We start from the raw sequence: 14,811 nt of genomic DNA, 5'->3' as shown, positions 1-14,811 counted from the left end.
CCATGAAAAGGGAAGAAATTGAACGGTTGCTGGCCGATTATGCCAATGGCGATATATCGCCGGAAAACAGGCAGCAACTGGAAAAATTATTTGAGCAAGATGCAAAGCTAAAGCAGGAAGCGGATGAGATGATGGCTGCATTGCAGGGGGTTGATGGTTTGGAAGAACACCCATCGCCAGCCATGGATAAGCAATTTTACGCCATGCTGCAAAACGTACAGGTAAATGAACCTAAAGGTGCGCGGGTTATTCAAATAAACACTTTATGGATAAAAACCGCGGCAGCTATTGCCGCTTGCATAGCCATGTTTATTATTGGCAGATATACCGCCACGCCAACAGAGGTTGTTAAGTACAAAACGTTATTAGTAAAACAGCCGGTAATAAACACACCACCGTCAAAACCCGAGCCTGTAGCAGTTATGAGTAGCCCTGCACCTAAAGCCGTAAAACAACAAAAGGAAATTAATACCGATGTAACCAATACCAAACTTGCACAACAGTTACGATCGGTTTTTGCGTCTGAGCGGATAGATGCGGTGGTGAAGCTATCGGCACAAAAAAATTTAAGCGCCGGCGACCTGAAATTACTGGAACTTGCACTGCAGGATGACCCTAACACCAATGTAAGGTTAATGGTCATCAACTCACTGCGCCCCTTAATAGGCGATCAGGATGTGCAGCAGGTTTTAGTAAGCGGGTTAAACCACCAGGGTGATATGATGGTTCAAAACTCATTGATGGATGTGTTGGTTAGTGCAAAATCACAATTGGCACCACCGCAAATGATGGCCCTGTTGGATAATGTTATTGTTCAAAATAAAATTAAGGGTGGTATAGAAAACTTCCCGAATTAAATATTAGCAAATGAAAAAATTGATTTTAATAGCTATAGCTGGGTTATGTATATCCACAGGGTATGCGCAAAACTCACAATCTGTTGCATCTGTAAAGCCCTTAAAAAGCGTAAAGATGTTGTTAGACAAAAATAGGCGTATCATGGTGTATGTAGTGGATGTATCTGCTGAAGTGGAGGGATATGACGGCGATAGTTTGATCATTGAAGATATTACCCATCAATTCAAAAAAGTTATTCCCGCGGAAGCCAATGGATTAAAACGAATCAATTTAAATAGCGGTCAGTCAGCAATTAAGGAGATCGCTTGTAATGTATTAGCAGGCAGTAGTACCTACCAGATAACTGCGCCTACTGAATGCGAGCGACTGCGTATTAAAATTCCTAATAACCTTATCCACGTTGATATTGATGCAGAAAACATGCGTTTTGGTGCTTACTTATCCATTAAAAATTTGCTTGGCCCATTTGACGTTAATGCTATTGTCAGAACCATTAAAATAAGCAATGTTTCAGGCTTATTTGGGGTTAAGGGACAGTGTGAAAAGCTTATCATCTCCAATATTGCATGGAAGCAAGATTCCCCTGGCCCATATTCCTACGCGTTCGGCTCTACCGGGGATATTGATATCACAATTCCCGAAGATCTGAAAGCCACCATAACCTCTTTCCCCGGCCCGGTTAACAGCGAGATCTATTCGGATCTGAATGTAGCAAGTTTATCTAATTTTAATGGTGCTTTAAAAGGGGGGGGTATCACCAACGTAAATGGTGGTGGAGTAGGGATATTTTTATACAATACCAATCATAACAGGGGAAATACTTACATCCGGAAACAGAAGTAATTAAACTTTATCAATTATGAAACCATACATACTGTTGATGCTATTCGTGGCACTGTTTAAAGCAGGCTTTGCACAAGAAAAATTGCCTGTAAAGCGTTCTTTTAAGGGGCAATCCGCTCCATCTGTTGAGCTAAATATTACGGGTTCATCTATATCTATAGAAGGATATGATGGGGATGAGTTAACCATTGACTCGTTAGCTACCCGTCCTTTAATACCTGAGCCGCAAGAGGCCCGTGGATTGGCCAATATCAGTTCAATAGCTAAGTATGCGCTTAATAGAAGCTACAGTTACGCGACGCCTGCGCAGCCGGCAGATCCGAAACAAGTTTTTATATGGTTGCGAGAGGATAATAAAGCATTATTAATAAAAGTGCCCAGGAACATTCATCTTAAACTCGCAGCGGGGTTTATACAAACAGAGATCAGTAAGATCACTTTAAAGAACCTGACAGGCGAACTGGAGATCGGCGGCCATGCCCTGGTGACCGAACTTAACAATGTAACAGGACCGGTTACCATTACTTCAAATACCAGAGTTGGTTCAAAAATTATTATCACCAACATGAAATGGCCAAATGCTACTGTAAATGCTAAACTATTACTTAATATTACAACACAAACTGCCGATATAGATATTTCAATACCCGAAAAAGCTAAAGCAAGTGTTGATATAAACACTAAAAAAGGCGAGGTATATTCTAACCTCAATATGGTTAGCAAAAAGTCGCCATTAAGCAACTTTTCGGGCAGTTTAAATGGTGGTGGCCCGGCTATTACCATTAATACCAATTATGGTAACGTTTTTTTACGAAAACAAAAGTAACTTTGTAAATAGATGATCAAAGAAGCTTTAACCTATAGCCTTGCTATACATGACCTGGCAACATTTAGCCGTGGCAGCGTGGATATAATGGCTCTTTTCCATAATTTTTTTGCACCCGGCAGTAACCACTACCAACAACTGGCCTATGAGCTGCAGCGCGAATTTAAACAAGGTGGTTCGCCGGAGGTTACGGCTATTGGATTTGACCGGGTGCAGTATAATGCCCAAACCCACAAAGGCAGCTTCCGCATTGTGCTGGATATTAACTTTACTTTTGGTTGCGAGGATTTAATTACCGAAAAACAAGGCGAAACATCCGAGTGGACATATGCGGTTGATATGCACGCTAACACCATTCAATTTTACAACTCGCCCTTTGCCGAAAGCCGCTCAACGGCTGATGAGTTTTGATATAATTAGTATATTTGAACTGTTAACCTAAATTTTAACCAACAAGAAATGAAAAGAATTATCATCACACTTGTGGCTATTTCAGCAACAATTTTTACAGCTAACGCGCAAATACAAAAAGGCAACGTTTTAATAGGGGCCAACTTATCCGACTTATATTTGGGGCTGGATAATTCAAATGCTTTCAGGTTTAATATTACACCTAAGGCAGCCTGGTTTATTCAGGATAATGTAGCATTGGGTGGTTATGTTAATTTTGGTATTCAAACAGCTAAAAACTCAAGTACTACAACCCAATACGGTATAGGCGCATTTGGGCGTTATTATTTGGAAAAGGATGTGGAAGTGTTAAAACACGGACGCTTTTTTGGCGAGGCCAACTTTGGATTTGCAGGCATTAATGTAAGTAATGGGGGTGGAAACACTAACGGGATCGGCTTTGGGTTTGGACCAGGTTTTGCCTATTTTGTAACCCAAAATATTGGCTTAGAGGCATTATTAAAATATAATGGCACTGCCGGATTTGGTAATACAACCGTTCAAAGTGGTTTAACCTTGTCATTAGGTTTCCAGATCTATCTGCCCGGTAAAAGTACTGCCCAAAAAGTACAAAGCGATATTAGGTAATCTATTCCTACAGATATATAAAAAGGCTGTTTCCGGGTGTGGAAGCGGCCTCTTTTGTTTTAACCCCGCCCTTTGCCGAAAGCCGCTCAACGGCTGATGAGTTTTAATGGGGATGAATTAGTTAGTTGATGCTGGGAAATTAACTTGGTCTTTTTTGGGTTTGGGAGGAATATTCATATTTTCCCATATTTCAACTCTTTTAATATTTTCAAGAGAACCACTATACATGCTCATATGTCCTTGCTTTGTACTAAAAGTACCTTCAATTAGTACATGGTGATTATTACACTTTATTGCTTCGAGCCCAATTCCTTCATCTGGGTATACAGATACCCATAATGCATTTTTTTCAATTGAACGTTCGTAATCCTCTTTATGAAAATAAAGTCCATTCCCTTCAAACTCAAGATGTAAATATCCATGAACTCTTACTGTATATCCTTCGTATTTTTTAGGATTTGCAATCAGTTGGATCATCGACACATCTATTATGTGGTTGGTATCAATAATTTTCTTTGATGTGTCAGTAACGGCAACAGTTTGTTTAGATGGGTTACTGCAATAAGCAAATAACAGTATTAAACTTAATAACGGAATTGAAAATGCCTTCATGCAATTGGTTTGGGTATACTAATATACAAATTGTTGGTTACTTGTTACTTTGTTAGCCGACTCACCCCGACTTTGCTTCGCTCGTCGACCCTCTCTTCGCCTTTGGCGGAAAGAGGGTTGGGGATTTTCGTTTTTTGATTTCCCTCTTTACGGCTTGCCGAAGAGAGGGTGGTCCAGCGTAGTGACGACCGGGTGAGTTATAGCGAACTATACAAATTTACCGTACGGCAACTACAAATATGCTGACACAACATTGTCAGTGTTCCAAAGTGTTCCAATTACGCAAATGGAACACTTATAAACCACTTGTCATTTCGAACGTAGAGAGAAATCTATGCATATGCTACGCCGACTTGTGTATAGATTTCTCCTGCCGTCGAAATGACAGTCGATAAATCTACAACCTATCCTTCACCACCAATGTACCCGCTACCACATCGTGCAGGCATTGTTTTTTTTCGTTAAAAAAACTGTACAGGTAGCCCAGGTATAAGGTAAGGTTAGATAATATCTTAGCCAGGTTTCTGCCGGCGGCGTGGCTGGTGGTTAAAGGTTCTCCTTGCAGGTCGCACACTTTAAGGCCCAATAGCTGCTTGCCATAGGTGCCTTGTTTGGGCGAGCTTTCCATAATGATGTGGTACACCAGGTTTACAAGTGGTATGATCAGCAGTAAACCAAAAAGCAGTGCCAGGTTGAAAATATTACTGGATATAAACAACGAGGCTACAAAAACCACCAAAATACAAACTCCCGAAACTATAAAGGCATCTATAGCCGAGGCCAGCAACCGTTGGTCAAAACTGCCGTAGTATTGCAGCAGTACCTGTTTTTTAAAGCCCAATATCTCGCGCAGCTCGGCAACTTCATGGGCCTGTTTGTAATCGTCCATATTGGTGGTCTTCACAAAATCATCGGCTTTAATGCCCATTTCTTGTAGCTGCGCCAAAGTAAATGGCCCCTCGGGTTTGCCTTTGATGACCAGTATGTATTCGGTTTGATCCACGGAATAAAGTTAAGCTAAATTTGACTAATAAACCTGCGCCAGCGGACCATCCTTTACCACCAAAGTGGACCAGCCCGGCTTTGAACCGGTGATGATCTGCGCGATGAATTTATCCCGGATATAAATACTTACTTCTATTGAGCCATCACTTAAGGATTCGTTCCATTCAAAATAAACTTCGTTTTTATCTTTTATGGGTGTTACCCTCGCTTCTTTATTTAAGTATTCTTCGGGATTAAGGTAGGGCAATTGCTGCTTATCCCAGTTGCTGTCTTTGGGTGCTTCCTGTTGGTTATACAGCCATACATCGCCAATGCGATCCTCGCCCTCCATTAAATAGGCATAGGCCACACGGCCGTCATCTTCTATTAGAACGGAATAGTAATCATCAAAATGGCAGGAGGATTTTAAAGAAAAACTCGACATTATGATAAACCTTCTGACCTTAATATTTCTTTGATATCATCTTTATCAATCGAAGATTCTTCTGATTTATCAAAAATTGTAATTAAATAAATATAGGTCGATTCTGTTGTTTCTTCAATTATATAAGTTATAACCCTAAACCCACCGCTTTTTCCTTTTCCTTTAGATGTATCAGCTAACCTTACTTTGTAGATATTTGAACCATAGCTTGCACCAATTTTAGGATTTTTTAAAAGATCCTGTTCAAGTTGTTTCAAACTATCCGAAAGTGAGTGGTATTTTTTTATAAGTCGTTTGGCTTTTCTTAAGAAAAAAGAAGTTAAACGTACACTATTTGCCATCAAGAAGATCTGACATACTAAATGATTGTGACTTGCCGTCCCGAATTTTTTTCACCTCTTTTAAGCCTGTTTTTATTTCGTTTAAAAGTGAACTCTTTGCAGGCTTTTTATTGGAAGAAACAGAGATGATTTCACCACCTAATTCTTTAACAAGAGCCGACAATTTATCTTTAGCTTTTCCTGGTAGTTTTATAGTTATTGTGGTCATAATCAAAGATAATTAATATTTGACTTTTTGCAAAATAGATATTACACAGCTATTCCCATCATTTCCCTATACTCCACCTGTAACTCCACCAGGCAACCCGCACACATACAGCCTTCGTAATTCTCGCTGATGTATTGCACCTCGTTTATAGTTAACTGCACTACACTGCACTGGCACTTGGTATAAGAGTTGGCCTTACACTCCATGCGTTTACCGCAACGGTCGCAGGATATTATTTCATGTTTGGTTGCTACCACAATCCTATTTCTGACTCTTTAATTTTTCTTAGAAAGTCGGGCAATCCAACTATTCCTCTTGAACAACTCTTGGGATTTAGCAACTTAATATCTCTCTTCTGAAATACCTCTTCTAAATTACTAATATCTGAGTTTGCAACTTCACTAAGAGAATTAAATTCCCTTTTTAGATTTTTTACCCAAGTGGGCAGATAGTTTTTAGTGACAATTTTAACCGAAGAATTTAATTTCCATTTGCTTGAACCTCGCCAATTTATAGAAGAACACTCCACTTCTTTGATTTTCAATTCATTATCTTCAAAATAAGATTCATATAGAGGTGCGTCGACAACTATAATAGGAAAACCTATAACGATAAAGTCCAACGGGTTCGAGGTTTGTCTATTATATTTATTTAAGTGCAAGACAGTTTTATTAATAACCGCTTGTATAGTATTATAAAACAAATCAGAATCCTTAGCAAAGGCTTGTCTACCTGAAAAACCCCGAACTTTTTGACTAAATAATTCTGTTTCATATAATGAATCTTGGCCAGCTAATTGCCATAGCAATGCTGATCCAACTTCATTTCCTAACGACTGTGCTATGCAGGCGCTTGGAGCAATAACGGCATTCTCAGATGTGAAGATTATCCATGGCTTATCCTTACTCCATTTGCATTCTAAGACGCAACTTAACCTAAGTAATGTATTACCAATTGAATAATCACTAAAGGCCATAACATCTATCTCTCTTGGAGTTCCATTATCATCTACAAAATCACTTTGAAAAGTCCTAAACTCTTCTTCCATAAAGGTTATAGCGGTAAAATATTCTAAAGCTAATCCTTCGGATTTAATCCAATTTTCTACTTTCTTTTTTAAATCTGTCTGTTCGTCCATAACTATTTAAAAATAAATAGGCTGGTTAGCTTTCGCTTCCAGCCTATTCTTTGACCTATCTTTTGATAGAGATACTACGCCGAACAAGTCACGCAGCCTTCTTCCATTGAGCAGGTTGGACCGGCAGGTATTTCGTCAGCTACCTGGTCAACTACTGCAGGTATAACCGGATCCATGTTTTTACCGCCCTGGTTCTCCACCGTAAATTTAACCGCTTGCGATGCTGCTTGTGTACGCAGGTAGTACATACCTGTTTTTAAGCCTTTCTTCCACGCGTAGAAGTGCATTGAAGTAAGTTTTGAAGCATTTGGCGAGTTGATGAACAAGTTTAATGATTGCGACTGGCAGATATAAGCACCACGGTCGGCAGCCATATCAATAATATCACGCATTTTGATCTCCCATACAGTTTTGTACAGGTCCTTCAATTCTTGTGGAATTTCGGCAATATCCTGTATTGAACCATTTGCAGTGATGATCTTATTCTTCATGGTGTTATCCCATAAACCACGGTTCACTAAATCGCGCAGCAAATGTTTGTTTACAATAACAAACTCTCCGCTTAATACACGGCGGGTGTAGATGTTTGAGGTATATGGCTCAAAGCACTCGTTGTTACCTAATATTTGCGATGTTGAAGCCGTAGGCATTGGCGCTACTAATAAAGAGTTGCGTACACCATGGTTCATTACATCCAGGCGAAGGTTTTCCCAATCCCAACGGGTGCTGGCAGGTTTTTCGTTCCACAGGTCAAACTGGAACTTGCCTTCTGATAGCGGCGAACCTTTAAAGGTAGTGTAAGCACCGTCTTTTATAGCCAGATCTTTTGAAGCGGTCATAGCTGCAAAGTAGATGGTCTCGAATATCTCTTTGTTCAATTGTTTAGCTTCAGGGCTTTCAAACGGCATACGCAGTAATATGAAAGCATCAGCCAATCCTTGTACACCTAAACCAATAGGGCGGTGACGCAAGTTTGAGTATTCGGCCTCTTTAACCGGGTAGTAGTTGTTGTCAATGATCTTATTCAGGTTTAAAGTAGCCTGGTAAGTCACTTCATATAGTTTCTCGTGGTCAAAAGCACCGTCACGTACATAACGTGGTAACGCTAATGAAGCTAAGTTACATACCGCTATCTCGTCAGCAGAAGTATATTCTAATATCTCGGTACATAAGTTTGAGCTTTTAATGGTACCTAAGTTTTGCTGGTTTGATTTACCGTTGGCTGCATCTTTATATAACAAGTATGGCGTTCCGGTTTCAACCTGGGCATCCAATACCGCAAACCATAATTCCTGTGCTTTTACAGTTTTACGTGCACGGCCCTCGCGCTCATACTTGGTGTAAAGTTCCTCAAATTCTTTACCCCAGCACTCGGCCAATCCCGGTGCTTCATGCGGGCAGAATAAGCTCCAGTCCTCATTAGCTTCTACACGCTGCATAAATAAGTCAGATACCCAAAGCGCGTAGAACAGATCGCGGGCACGCATTTCTTCTTTACCGTGGTTTTTACGCAGATCTAAAAATTCAAATATATCCGCGTGCCAAGGCTCTAAGTAAATAGCAAACGCACCTTTACGTTTACCGCCGCCCTGGTCAACATAACGGGCAGTATCATTAAATACACGCAGCATTGGGATAATACCGTTACTGGTACCGTTGGTGCCACTGATGTATGAGCCTGTGGCCCTTACATTGTGGATGCTTAAGCCAATACCACCTGCGCTTTGCGAAATTTTAGCGGTTTGTTTTAAAGTATCATATATACCATCAATGCTATCATCTTTCATGGTTAATAAAAAGCATGACGACATTTGTGGTTTTGGTGTACCCGCGTTAAACAGGGTAGGGGTTGCGTGGGTAAACCAACGCTCGCTCATCAGGTTATAAGTTTTGATGGCGCTTTCAATATCCTCTTTGTGTATACCGATAGACACACGCATAAATAAATGCTGCGGGCGCTCAACTATCTGTCCTTCCAGTTTTAACAGGTATGATTTTTCAAGAGTTTTAAAGCCAAAGTAGTCAAACCCAAAATCACGGTCGTAAATAATGCTGCTATCCAGTTCTTCCGCATTTTTCTCGATCACTTCCCAAACATCATCAGCCAACAACGACGCGTTTTTACCATTTTTAGGGTCAACGTAGTTATACAACAACCTCATCGTTTCTGAAAACGACTTGATAGTATTTTTATGTAAGTTAGAAACGGCAATACGCGAAGCCAGTAAAGCGTAGTCCGGGTGCTTGGTAGTTAATGATGCCGCAGTTTCGGCAGCCAGGTTATCCAGTTCTGAGGTGGTTACCCCATCAAATAAACCTTCAATTACCTTTTTAGCTACATCAACCGGGTCAACCAATGCAGGGTTTAAACCATAGCACAGTTTTTCAATACGTGCGGTGATCTTGTCAAATTTTACTGATTCTTTTTTTCCGTCTCTTTTTACTACGTACATAACTTGGGAATTTTAAATGTTGGCTTTATATATTTATTAACTGGTCTTGGTTGGGGTTTGGTTTAAAAATCTTCGTCTAATGAGAATGCTTTACTATCGCCGCCACTGTTATTTAATACCCCGCTTTTTTGATAATCGCCTACGCGTTTTTCAAAAAAGTTGGTTTTGCCTTGCAGGGATATCATCTCCATAAAGTCAAACGGATTGCTTGCACCGTAAACTTTAGGGTAGCCTAATTCGCCTAACCATCTGTCGGCAACAAACTCAATATATTGGCCCATTAGCTTAGCATTCATTCCAATTAAGCTAACAGGTAAAGCATCGCTAATAAATTCTTTTTCTATTTCAACAGCGTCAGTAATAATAGCGGTGGCGGCTTCTTTGCTTAGTTTGTTTTCCAGCATACGGTACAGCAAGCAGGCAAACTCGCAGTGCATCCCTTCGTCACGGGATATTAACTCGTTACTGAAAGTTAAGCCCGGCATTAAACCGCGTTTCTTCAGCCAGAAGATAGAGCAGAAGCTTCCGGAGAAGAATATACCTTCAACCGCCGCGAAAGCAATTAAGCGCTCGGCAAAAGTTCCGTTGTTTATCCAGCGTAGTGCCCACTCCGCTTTTTTACCTACACAAGGCACGGTATCAATAGCGTGAAACAGCTTGTCTTTTTCTGCCGGATCTTTAATATAAGTGTCTATCAATAAAGCGTAAGTTTCAGAGTGGATATTCTCCATCATGATCTGGAAACCGTAGAAGCAGCGTGCCTCTGGTAACTGTACTTCGCTCATGAAGTTTACGGCCAGGTTCTCATTCACAATACCATCGCTGGCAGCAAAAAATGCCAGGATGTGCGATATGAAATGGCGCTCGCCATCATTCATATTGTCCCAATGTTTCTGGTCGTCCGAAAGATCGATCTCCTCTGCGGTCCAGAAACTGGCCTCGCATTTTTTATACATCTCCCAAATTTCGGGATACTTAATAGGAAGGATCACAAAGCGGTCTTTGTTTTCTCTGAGCAATAATTCGGTTTCCTGTGCCATTGAGTTTACTGTTTTATTAATATTAAAAAAATCCTTTTGCGGTTACGCGGGTTAAAAGGAAGACGAACCAATAGCAGACAGCAATGCCGAGAGCAGTTAATGTTAAATGTGATACTTATTACCACTTTAACTACTCAAAAATCAACCTCACTAATCGTTGCTAAACAATTTTATTTGTACGTCAGCCATCTGCCCTGGCAGATGTTTTTCCTTTTTTACCGGCAAGGTTTGCCGATAACCCGGTAGCTTTTAAAGAACTTATAATCCAAAGATAAGCGGGAAGGGTTTTGGGTGTTAGTGATAGTTTTACACATCCCCTATAAGTTATAAACAAAATTGCGGGAGGTGAAAATACAATGCTCATTACCGCGTTGGCAATGAGCATTTTGTAATGTTAGTTTTTTATTTTATAACTATGTTTTCAGTTATGAAATGAAAAAATTATGACGCTTCTGGCACAAATTAACCCTGCTAAAATCATGGTTTACACTTTTTTGGGCCAAATATTTTTAACTATTTAATAGTCAAATAGTTAACTAAAAAATATTTCAAAATGTGTTAACCTTTGTTAACCATGATTTGGCACAAACTTCATAGACAATGAATTAACACAATGGCGGGTATTTTTTGGGGTTAGATACTCGCCCTCGAACACGTGGCCCAGGTGCCCGCCGCAGTTGCTGCAAACAATTTCTACACGTCGCCCATCCGCATCCGGAACGCGTTTTACCGCACCCGGTATCTCATCATCAAAACTTGGCCACCCGCAATGCGATTCAAATTTGGTATCAGATGTATACAGCGGCTGGTCGCAGCGTTTGCATACATATAAGCCCTCGGCTTTATTATTTAATAACTCGCCGGTAAACGGGCGCTCGGTACCTTTATGTAATATGATATATTCTTCGTCGGGAGTTAATTTATTGTATTCCATTTTTAATGAGTGAATTAGTGATGGAGTGAATTAGCAAATGATTTTCGCCTCATCACTTATACAATATACGACAAAATGTTATTTGGTTTTGTTTTTGGGTGGATGTTTACAGAGGCTTGACCTAACGGCGCACAAATTAACAGAGGATGATTGGTTTGAAAAACTCAAAAGCCAAGATTTGCTTTTTCCGTGTTGTAATTTAAAATTATCATGCCCAAAATATCGTCATAATTCATTTTCGACTTATAATTGCCCATGTCTTTTCTAATTTCTATTAGAACGTCTAAAAATTGTTTAAAAGACAACTTTACCTGCTCGGGAGTTGTTTCCGTTTTACTATTTGCCTTCCATGAACTAAATTTCTTTAAAACAGCATCCGAGGCATAAATCGTAAGTCCTTTTACAATCGATAACATTCGTTCTTCTAACTCTTGAGCTGAATGTTCTTTTTTGTTGAGAGTGTTTTGAAATATTTCGAAAAACAAGTTAAATATTTCATTATAGACTAGATATTTTTTCTCAGAAAGTTGATTTTGAACGTTAATTCTTTTTTCTTTTTCTTTCTGATATAACCAAGTCACATACGCGATAATGCCTGAAAGTATTGGGATGATAGCTTGAATAAAAATCGTCAACATAAGAAATATATAAGTTTAGAACAGTTTAAATTATTAAAAAATTTCTAAATCTCAAAGCTTGTGATCTTAGTTATTATAAACAAAAAAATCCCGGTTATGACTAACCGGGATTCTCTTTATATATTAAGGCATAAAAACCTTTCAGCCTTACGCTAACTTAGCCAACTCCTCAGCCATTGCAGCGCCAATTTCGGCAGGCGATTCTACAACACGGATACCGCACTCGGCCATAATTTTCATTTTAGCAGCAGCAGTATCATCGGCACCGCCAACAATTGCACCGGCGTGGCCCATACGGCGTCCCGGAGGCGCTGTTTGACCGGCTATGAAACCTACAACAGGTTTAGTGCCATGCTCTTTTATCCAGCGTGCAGCTTCAGCTTCCATGCCTCCGCCAATTTCGCCTATCATAATAATACCATGAGTATCCGGATCGTTCATTAATAATTCAACAGCTTCTTTAGTAGGGGTGCCTATAATAGGGTCGCCACCAATACCAATAGCAGTAGTAATACCTAAACCGGCTTTAACCACCTGGTCAACCGCCTCATAAGTTAACGTACCTGATTTTGAAACCACGCCAACGTTACCTTTTTTGAAGATAAATCCCGGCATGATACCAATTTTGCTTTCATCGGCAGTAATAATACCAGGGCAGTTAGGGCCGATCAGGCGAGAATCTTTATCAGTTAAATATTCTTTAACCGCAATCATATCCTTAGTTGGGATACCTTCGGTAATGCATACAATTACTTTAATTCCGGCTTCGGCTGCTTCCATAATCGCGTCGGCTGCAAATGCAGGCGGTACAAATATGATAGATACGTTAGCACCGGTTTGTTTAACCGCATCGGCAACGGTATTAAATACCGGCCTGTCCAAATGTTTTTGACCGCCTTTGCCCGGGGTAACACCACCAACAACCTGCGTACCGTAAGCAATCATTTGCTCGGCATGGTAGGTACCCTCGTTACCTGTAAAACCCTGAACTATAACTTTAGAATCTTTATTTACTAATACACTCATTGGTTTTTTACTTTTTGTAGCGCAAAGCTAAAATTAATGGCCTTAATGTCAAATTAAAATCAACTAAATGGCTGCATTAAGCATGAATTATTTGTAATATTTTTAGGATAGAACATAACGACTGAAATTATACAAGATGTACGGATGCAGTTTACTATAAAATTGAAGTCAATTAAGTATTTGATAACTTAAATATTCTTACTACATTTGCAGCCCGTTTAGTGCGGGATAAATAATTAAAAATCAAAGTATAACAAATGCAACAGTACGAAATCGTTATCGTTCTAACCCCGTTGTTATCAGAAGAGACTGCTAAAGAGGCAATTGCCAAATACAGCAAAACCTTAACTGATGGCGGAGCCGAAATTGTCCAGGAGGATAATTGGGGTTTGAGAAAACTAGCGTACCCTATTCAAAAAAAGACTACAGGGTACTATCACTTAACTGAATTTAAGGCTCCAGGTGAATTAATTAACAAATTGGAGATTGAATTGAGGCGTGATGAACGCGTACTTCGTTTCCTGACTATAGCGTTAGACAAACACGCTGTAGCTTACAATGACAAAAAACGCACAGGTGCTTTCAACAAACCGAAAGTAGCTAAAGTGGAAGGAGCAGCGAACTAATGGCAGATCAAATTAAATACGTTACCGCTCCAAAGGTGGAGGATAACCGTAAAAAATATTGCCGTTTTAAAAAGAACGGTATTAAATATATCGATTACAAAGACGCTAACTTTTTATTAAAGTTCATTAACGATCAGGGTAAAGTATTACCTCGCCGTTTAACCGGAACTTCATTAAAATTCCAGCGTAAAGTGGCACAGGCTGTTAAGCGTGCGCGCCATATCGGTTTATTACCTTATGTTACAGATTCATTAAAATAAGCAGGAGGAAAAGAAACCATGGAAGTTATTTTAAAACAAGACATCAAAAACCTGGGTGATAAAGACGATATCGTAACCGTTAAACCAGGTTATGGCCGTAATTTCCTTTTTCCTAAAGGATACGCCATATTAGCTACTGAGTCTGCACGTAAAGTTTTAGCTGAAAACTTAAAGCAAGCTCAATTTAAACAAGAAAAAATACGCAAAGACGCTGATGCTATTGCTGCCCGTTTAGAAGGTGTTAAACTTTCTATTGGCGCTAAAGCCGGCGAAACAGGAAAAATATTTGGTGCTATCAACACTATACAAGTTGCTGATGCATTGAAGAAAGAAGGTTTTGACGTAGACCGTCGTCGTATTACTTTTGACCAGGAGCCTAAATTTGTTGGTGAGTACACCGCAATTGTTAACCTACACAAAGAGGTTAAGGTAAACGTTCCATTTGAAGTAGTAGCTGAATAATTTCGAATTTCGAATTTTCGATTTCGAATTTATAAGATATAAAGAGGTGTTTCGCTGATGCGGAACACCTCTTTTGTTT

21 protein-coding genes are annotated in these 14,811 nt (G+C 39.7%); 8 read left to right on the top strand and 13 right to left on the bottom strand.

Annotation, left to right across the window (positions count from 1 at the left end; translation table 11 throughout):
- Nucleotides 1–2 precede the first annotated feature (2 nt).
- From ACYVJ6_RS11685 to ACYVJ6_RS11665, 5 genes are read left to right on the top strand one after another with little or no spacing between them, the layout of a single operon-like run.
- Nucleotides 3–857, top strand: a complete 855-nt coding sequence (locus ACYVJ6_RS11685; RefSeq protein WP_460694244.1) for an anti-sigma factor family protein — start codon at nucleotides 3–5, stop codon at nucleotides 855–857.
- Between the two features lie 10 nt (nucleotides 858–867).
- Complete coding sequence (locus ACYVJ6_RS11680) at nucleotides 868–1,701, top strand: hypothetical protein (RefSeq protein WP_460694243.1); 834 nt, start codon at nucleotides 868–870, stop codon at nucleotides 1,699–1,701.
- A gap of 16 nt (nucleotides 1,702–1,717) precedes the next feature.
- A complete protein-coding gene (locus ACYVJ6_RS11675) occupies nucleotides 1,718–2,527 on the top strand; it encodes a DUF4097 family beta strand repeat-containing protein (RefSeq protein WP_460694242.1) in 810 nt (269 codons plus the stop codon).
- 12 nt (nucleotides 2,528–2,539) lie between these two features.
- Nucleotides 2,540–2,938, top strand: a complete 399-nt coding sequence (locus ACYVJ6_RS11670) for a hypothetical protein (RefSeq protein WP_460694241.1) — start codon at nucleotides 2,540–2,542, stop codon at nucleotides 2,936–2,938.
- Nucleotides 2,939–2,986: 48 nt separating this feature from the next.
- Complete coding sequence (locus ACYVJ6_RS11665; protein ID WP_460694240.1) at nucleotides 2,987–3,565, top strand: hypothetical protein; 579 nt, start codon at nucleotides 2,987–2,989, stop codon at nucleotides 3,563–3,565.
- A gap of 117 nt (nucleotides 3,566–3,682) precedes the next feature.
- On the opposite strand, the gene ACYVJ6_RS11660 is transcribed toward ACYVJ6_RS11665, so the two are convergent.
- The 13 genes from ACYVJ6_RS11660 to sucD all read right to left on the bottom strand — a co-directional run bounded on the left by ACYVJ6_RS11660 (nucleotide 3,683) and on the right by sucD (nucleotide 13,384).
- A complete protein-coding gene (locus ACYVJ6_RS11660; protein ID WP_460694239.1) occupies nucleotides 3,683–4,177 on the bottom strand; it encodes a hypothetical protein in 495 nt (164 codons plus the stop codon).
- A 397-nt stretch (nucleotides 4,178–4,574) separates the two neighbouring features.
- Nucleotides 4,575–5,180: an RDD family protein gene (locus ACYVJ6_RS11655; protein ID WP_460694238.1), complete on the bottom strand. Its 606-nt coding sequence runs from the start codon at nucleotides 5,178–5,180 to the stop codon at nucleotides 4,575–4,577.
- Nucleotides 5,181–5,204: 24 nt separating this feature from the next.
- Nucleotides 5,205–5,606, bottom strand: coding sequence for a hypothetical protein (locus ACYVJ6_RS11650; RefSeq protein WP_460694237.1), 402 nt, complete (start codon nucleotides 5,604–5,606; stop codon nucleotides 5,205–5,207).
- Nucleotides 5,606–5,947, bottom strand: coding sequence for a type II toxin-antitoxin system RelE/ParE family toxin (locus tag ACYVJ6_RS11645; protein ID WP_460694236.1), 342 nt, complete (start codon nucleotides 5,945–5,947; stop codon nucleotides 5,606–5,608). Before ACYVJ6_RS11645 ends, ACYVJ6_RS11650 begins: the two co-directional genes overlap by 1 nt.
- Nucleotides 5,937–6,155 carry a hypothetical protein gene (locus tag ACYVJ6_RS11640; RefSeq protein ID WP_460694235.1) on the bottom strand — a complete coding sequence of 73 codons (219 nt, stop codon included), beginning with the start codon at nucleotides 6,153–6,155 and terminating at the stop codon, nucleotides 5,937–5,939. Before ACYVJ6_RS11640 ends, ACYVJ6_RS11645 begins: the two co-directional genes overlap by 11 nt.
- A gap of 41 nt (nucleotides 6,156–6,196) precedes the next feature.
- The gene (locus ACYVJ6_RS11635) at nucleotides 6,197–6,412 is read right to left on the bottom strand and encodes a cysteine-rich CWC family protein (RefSeq protein ID WP_460694234.1); all 216 of its coding nucleotides are present in this window, start codon (nucleotides 6,410–6,412) and stop codon (nucleotides 6,197–6,199) included.
- Entirely contained in the window at nucleotides 6,406–7,293 is an 888-nt protein-coding gene (locus tag ACYVJ6_RS11630) for a hypothetical protein (protein ID WP_460694233.1), read from the bottom strand. Before ACYVJ6_RS11630 ends, ACYVJ6_RS11635 begins: the two co-directional genes overlap by 7 nt.
- Nucleotides 7,294–7,367: 74 nt before the next feature.
- Nucleotides 7,368–9,746 carry a ribonucleoside-diphosphate reductase subunit alpha gene (locus tag ACYVJ6_RS11625; protein ID WP_460694232.1) on the bottom strand — a complete coding sequence of 793 codons (2,379 nt, stop codon included), beginning with the start codon at nucleotides 9,744–9,746 and terminating at the stop codon, nucleotides 7,368–7,370.
- Between the two features lie 62 nt (nucleotides 9,747–9,808).
- Entirely contained in the window at nucleotides 9,809–10,786 is a 978-nt protein-coding gene (locus ACYVJ6_RS11620; RefSeq protein WP_460694231.1) for a ribonucleoside-diphosphate reductase small subunit, read from the bottom strand.
- A 181-nt stretch (nucleotides 10,787–10,967) separates the two neighbouring features.
- Nucleotides 10,968–11,171: a hypothetical protein gene (locus ACYVJ6_RS11615; RefSeq protein WP_460694230.1), complete on the bottom strand. Its 204-nt coding sequence runs from the start codon at nucleotides 11,169–11,171 to the stop codon at nucleotides 10,968–10,970.
- Between the two features lie 183 nt (nucleotides 11,172–11,354).
- Entirely contained in the window at nucleotides 11,355–11,720 is a 366-nt protein-coding gene (locus ACYVJ6_RS11610) for a methionine-R-sulfoxide reductase (RefSeq protein ID WP_460694229.1), read from the bottom strand.
- A 164-nt stretch (nucleotides 11,721–11,884) separates the two neighbouring features.
- Complete coding sequence (locus tag ACYVJ6_RS11605) at nucleotides 11,885–12,358, bottom strand: hypothetical protein (RefSeq protein WP_460694228.1); 474 nt, start codon at nucleotides 12,356–12,358, stop codon at nucleotides 11,885–11,887.
- A 147-nt stretch (nucleotides 12,359–12,505) separates the two neighbouring features.
- Nucleotides 12,506–13,384 carry a succinate--CoA ligase subunit alpha gene (gene sucD, locus ACYVJ6_RS11600; RefSeq protein WP_460694227.1) on the bottom strand — a complete coding sequence of 293 codons (879 nt, stop codon included), beginning with the start codon at nucleotides 13,382–13,384 and terminating at the stop codon, nucleotides 12,506–12,508.
- Nucleotides 13,385–13,641: 257 nt separating this feature from the next.
- Here sucD and rpsF point away from each other — a divergent pair, with 257 nt between their 5' ends.
- Genes rpsF through rplI form a run of 3 tightly spaced genes read left to right on the top strand, consistent with a single transcriptional unit; the run spans nucleotide 13,642 to nucleotide 14,732 of the window.
- Nucleotides 13,642–14,010 carry a 30S ribosomal protein S6 gene (gene rpsF / locus ACYVJ6_RS11595; protein ID WP_460694226.1) on the top strand — a complete coding sequence of 123 codons (369 nt, stop codon included), beginning with the start codon at nucleotides 13,642–13,644 and terminating at the stop codon, nucleotides 14,008–14,010.
- Nucleotides 14,010–14,270, top strand: coding sequence for a 30S ribosomal protein S18 (rpsR, locus tag ACYVJ6_RS11590; RefSeq protein ID WP_460694225.1), 261 nt, complete (start codon nucleotides 14,010–14,012; stop codon nucleotides 14,268–14,270). The genes rpsF and rpsR overlap by 1 nt, the downstream gene beginning before the upstream one ends.
- A gap of 18 nt (nucleotides 14,271–14,288) precedes the next feature.
- Complete coding sequence (gene rplI / locus ACYVJ6_RS11585) at nucleotides 14,289–14,732, top strand: 50S ribosomal protein L9 (protein ID WP_460694224.1); 444 nt, start codon at nucleotides 14,289–14,291, stop codon at nucleotides 14,730–14,732.
- The last annotated feature ends 79 nt before the right edge of the window (nucleotides 14,733–14,811 follow it).

The sequence above is a fragment of the Mucilaginibacter puniceus genome (assembly GCF_054783175.1).
This window is presented reverse-complemented; position numbering and strand designations above follow the sequence as displayed.

What these genes read in the sequence shown, in the direction of transcription:
- ACYVJ6_RS11685 (WP_460694244.1), top strand. Translation starts at nt 3, where the DNA reads ATGAAAAGGGAAGAAATTGAACGGTTGCTGGCCGATTATGCCAATGGC.
- ACYVJ6_RS11680 (WP_460694243.1), top strand. Translation starts at nt 868, where the DNA reads ATGAAAAAATTGATTTTAATAGCTATAGCTGGGTTATGTATATCCACA.
- ACYVJ6_RS11675 (WP_460694242.1), top strand. Translation starts at nt 1,718, where the DNA reads ATGAAACCATACATACTGTTGATGCTATTCGTGGCACTGTTTAAAGCA.
- ACYVJ6_RS11670 (WP_460694241.1), top strand. Translation starts at nt 2,540, where the DNA reads ATGATCAAAGAAGCTTTAACCTATAGCCTTGCTATACATGACCTGGCA.
- ACYVJ6_RS11665 (WP_460694240.1), top strand. Translation starts at nt 2,987, where the DNA reads ATGAAAAGAATTATCATCACACTTGTGGCTATTTCAGCAACAATTTTT.
- ACYVJ6_RS11660 (WP_460694239.1), bottom strand. Translation starts at nt 4,177, where the DNA reads ATGAAGGCATTTTCAATTCCGTTATTAAGTTTAATACTGTTATTTGCT.
- ACYVJ6_RS11650 (WP_460694237.1), bottom strand. Translation starts at nt 5,606, where the DNA reads ATGTCGAGTTTTTCTTTAAAATCCTCCTGCCATTTTGATGATTACTAT.
- ACYVJ6_RS11645 (WP_460694236.1), bottom strand. Translation starts at nt 5,947, where the DNA reads ATGGCAAATAGTGTACGTTTAACTTCTTTTTTCTTAAGAAAAGCCAAA.
- ACYVJ6_RS11640 (WP_460694235.1), bottom strand. Translation starts at nt 6,155, where the DNA reads ATGACCACAATAACTATAAAACTACCAGGAAAAGCTAAAGATAAATTG.
- ACYVJ6_RS11630 (WP_460694233.1), bottom strand. Translation starts at nt 7,293, where the DNA reads ATGGACGAACAGACAGATTTAAAAAAGAAAGTAGAAAATTGGATTAAA.
- ACYVJ6_RS11625 (WP_460694232.1), bottom strand. Translation starts at nt 9,746, where the DNA reads ATGTACGTAGTAAAAAGAGACGGAAAAAAAGAATCAGTAAAATTTGAC.
- ACYVJ6_RS11620 (WP_460694231.1), bottom strand. Translation starts at nt 10,786, where the DNA reads ATGGCACAGGAAACCGAATTATTGCTCAGAGAAAACAAAGACCGCTTT.
- ACYVJ6_RS11615 (WP_460694230.1), bottom strand. Translation starts at nt 11,171, where the DNA reads ATGCTCATTGCCAACGCGGTAATGAGCATTGTATTTTCACCTCCCGCA.
- ACYVJ6_RS11610 (WP_460694229.1), bottom strand. Translation starts at nt 11,720, where the DNA reads ATGGAATACAATAAATTAACTCCCGACGAAGAATATATCATATTACAT.
- ACYVJ6_RS11605 (WP_460694228.1), bottom strand. Translation starts at nt 12,358, where the DNA reads ATGTTGACGATTTTTATTCAAGCTATCATCCCAATACTTTCAGGCATT.
- sucD (WP_460694227.1), bottom strand. Translation starts at nt 13,384, where the DNA reads ATGAGTGTATTAGTAAATAAAGATTCTAAAGTTATAGTTCAGGGTTTT.
- rpsF (WP_460694226.1), top strand. Translation starts at nt 13,642, where the DNA reads ATGCAACAGTACGAAATCGTTATCGTTCTAACCCCGTTGTTATCAGAA.
- rpsR (WP_460694225.1), top strand. Translation starts at nt 14,010, where the DNA reads ATGGCAGATCAAATTAAATACGTTACCGCTCCAAAGGTGGAGGATAAC.
- rplI (WP_460694224.1), top strand. Translation starts at nt 14,289, where the DNA reads ATGGAAGTTATTTTAAAACAAGACATCAAAAACCTGGGTGATAAAGAC.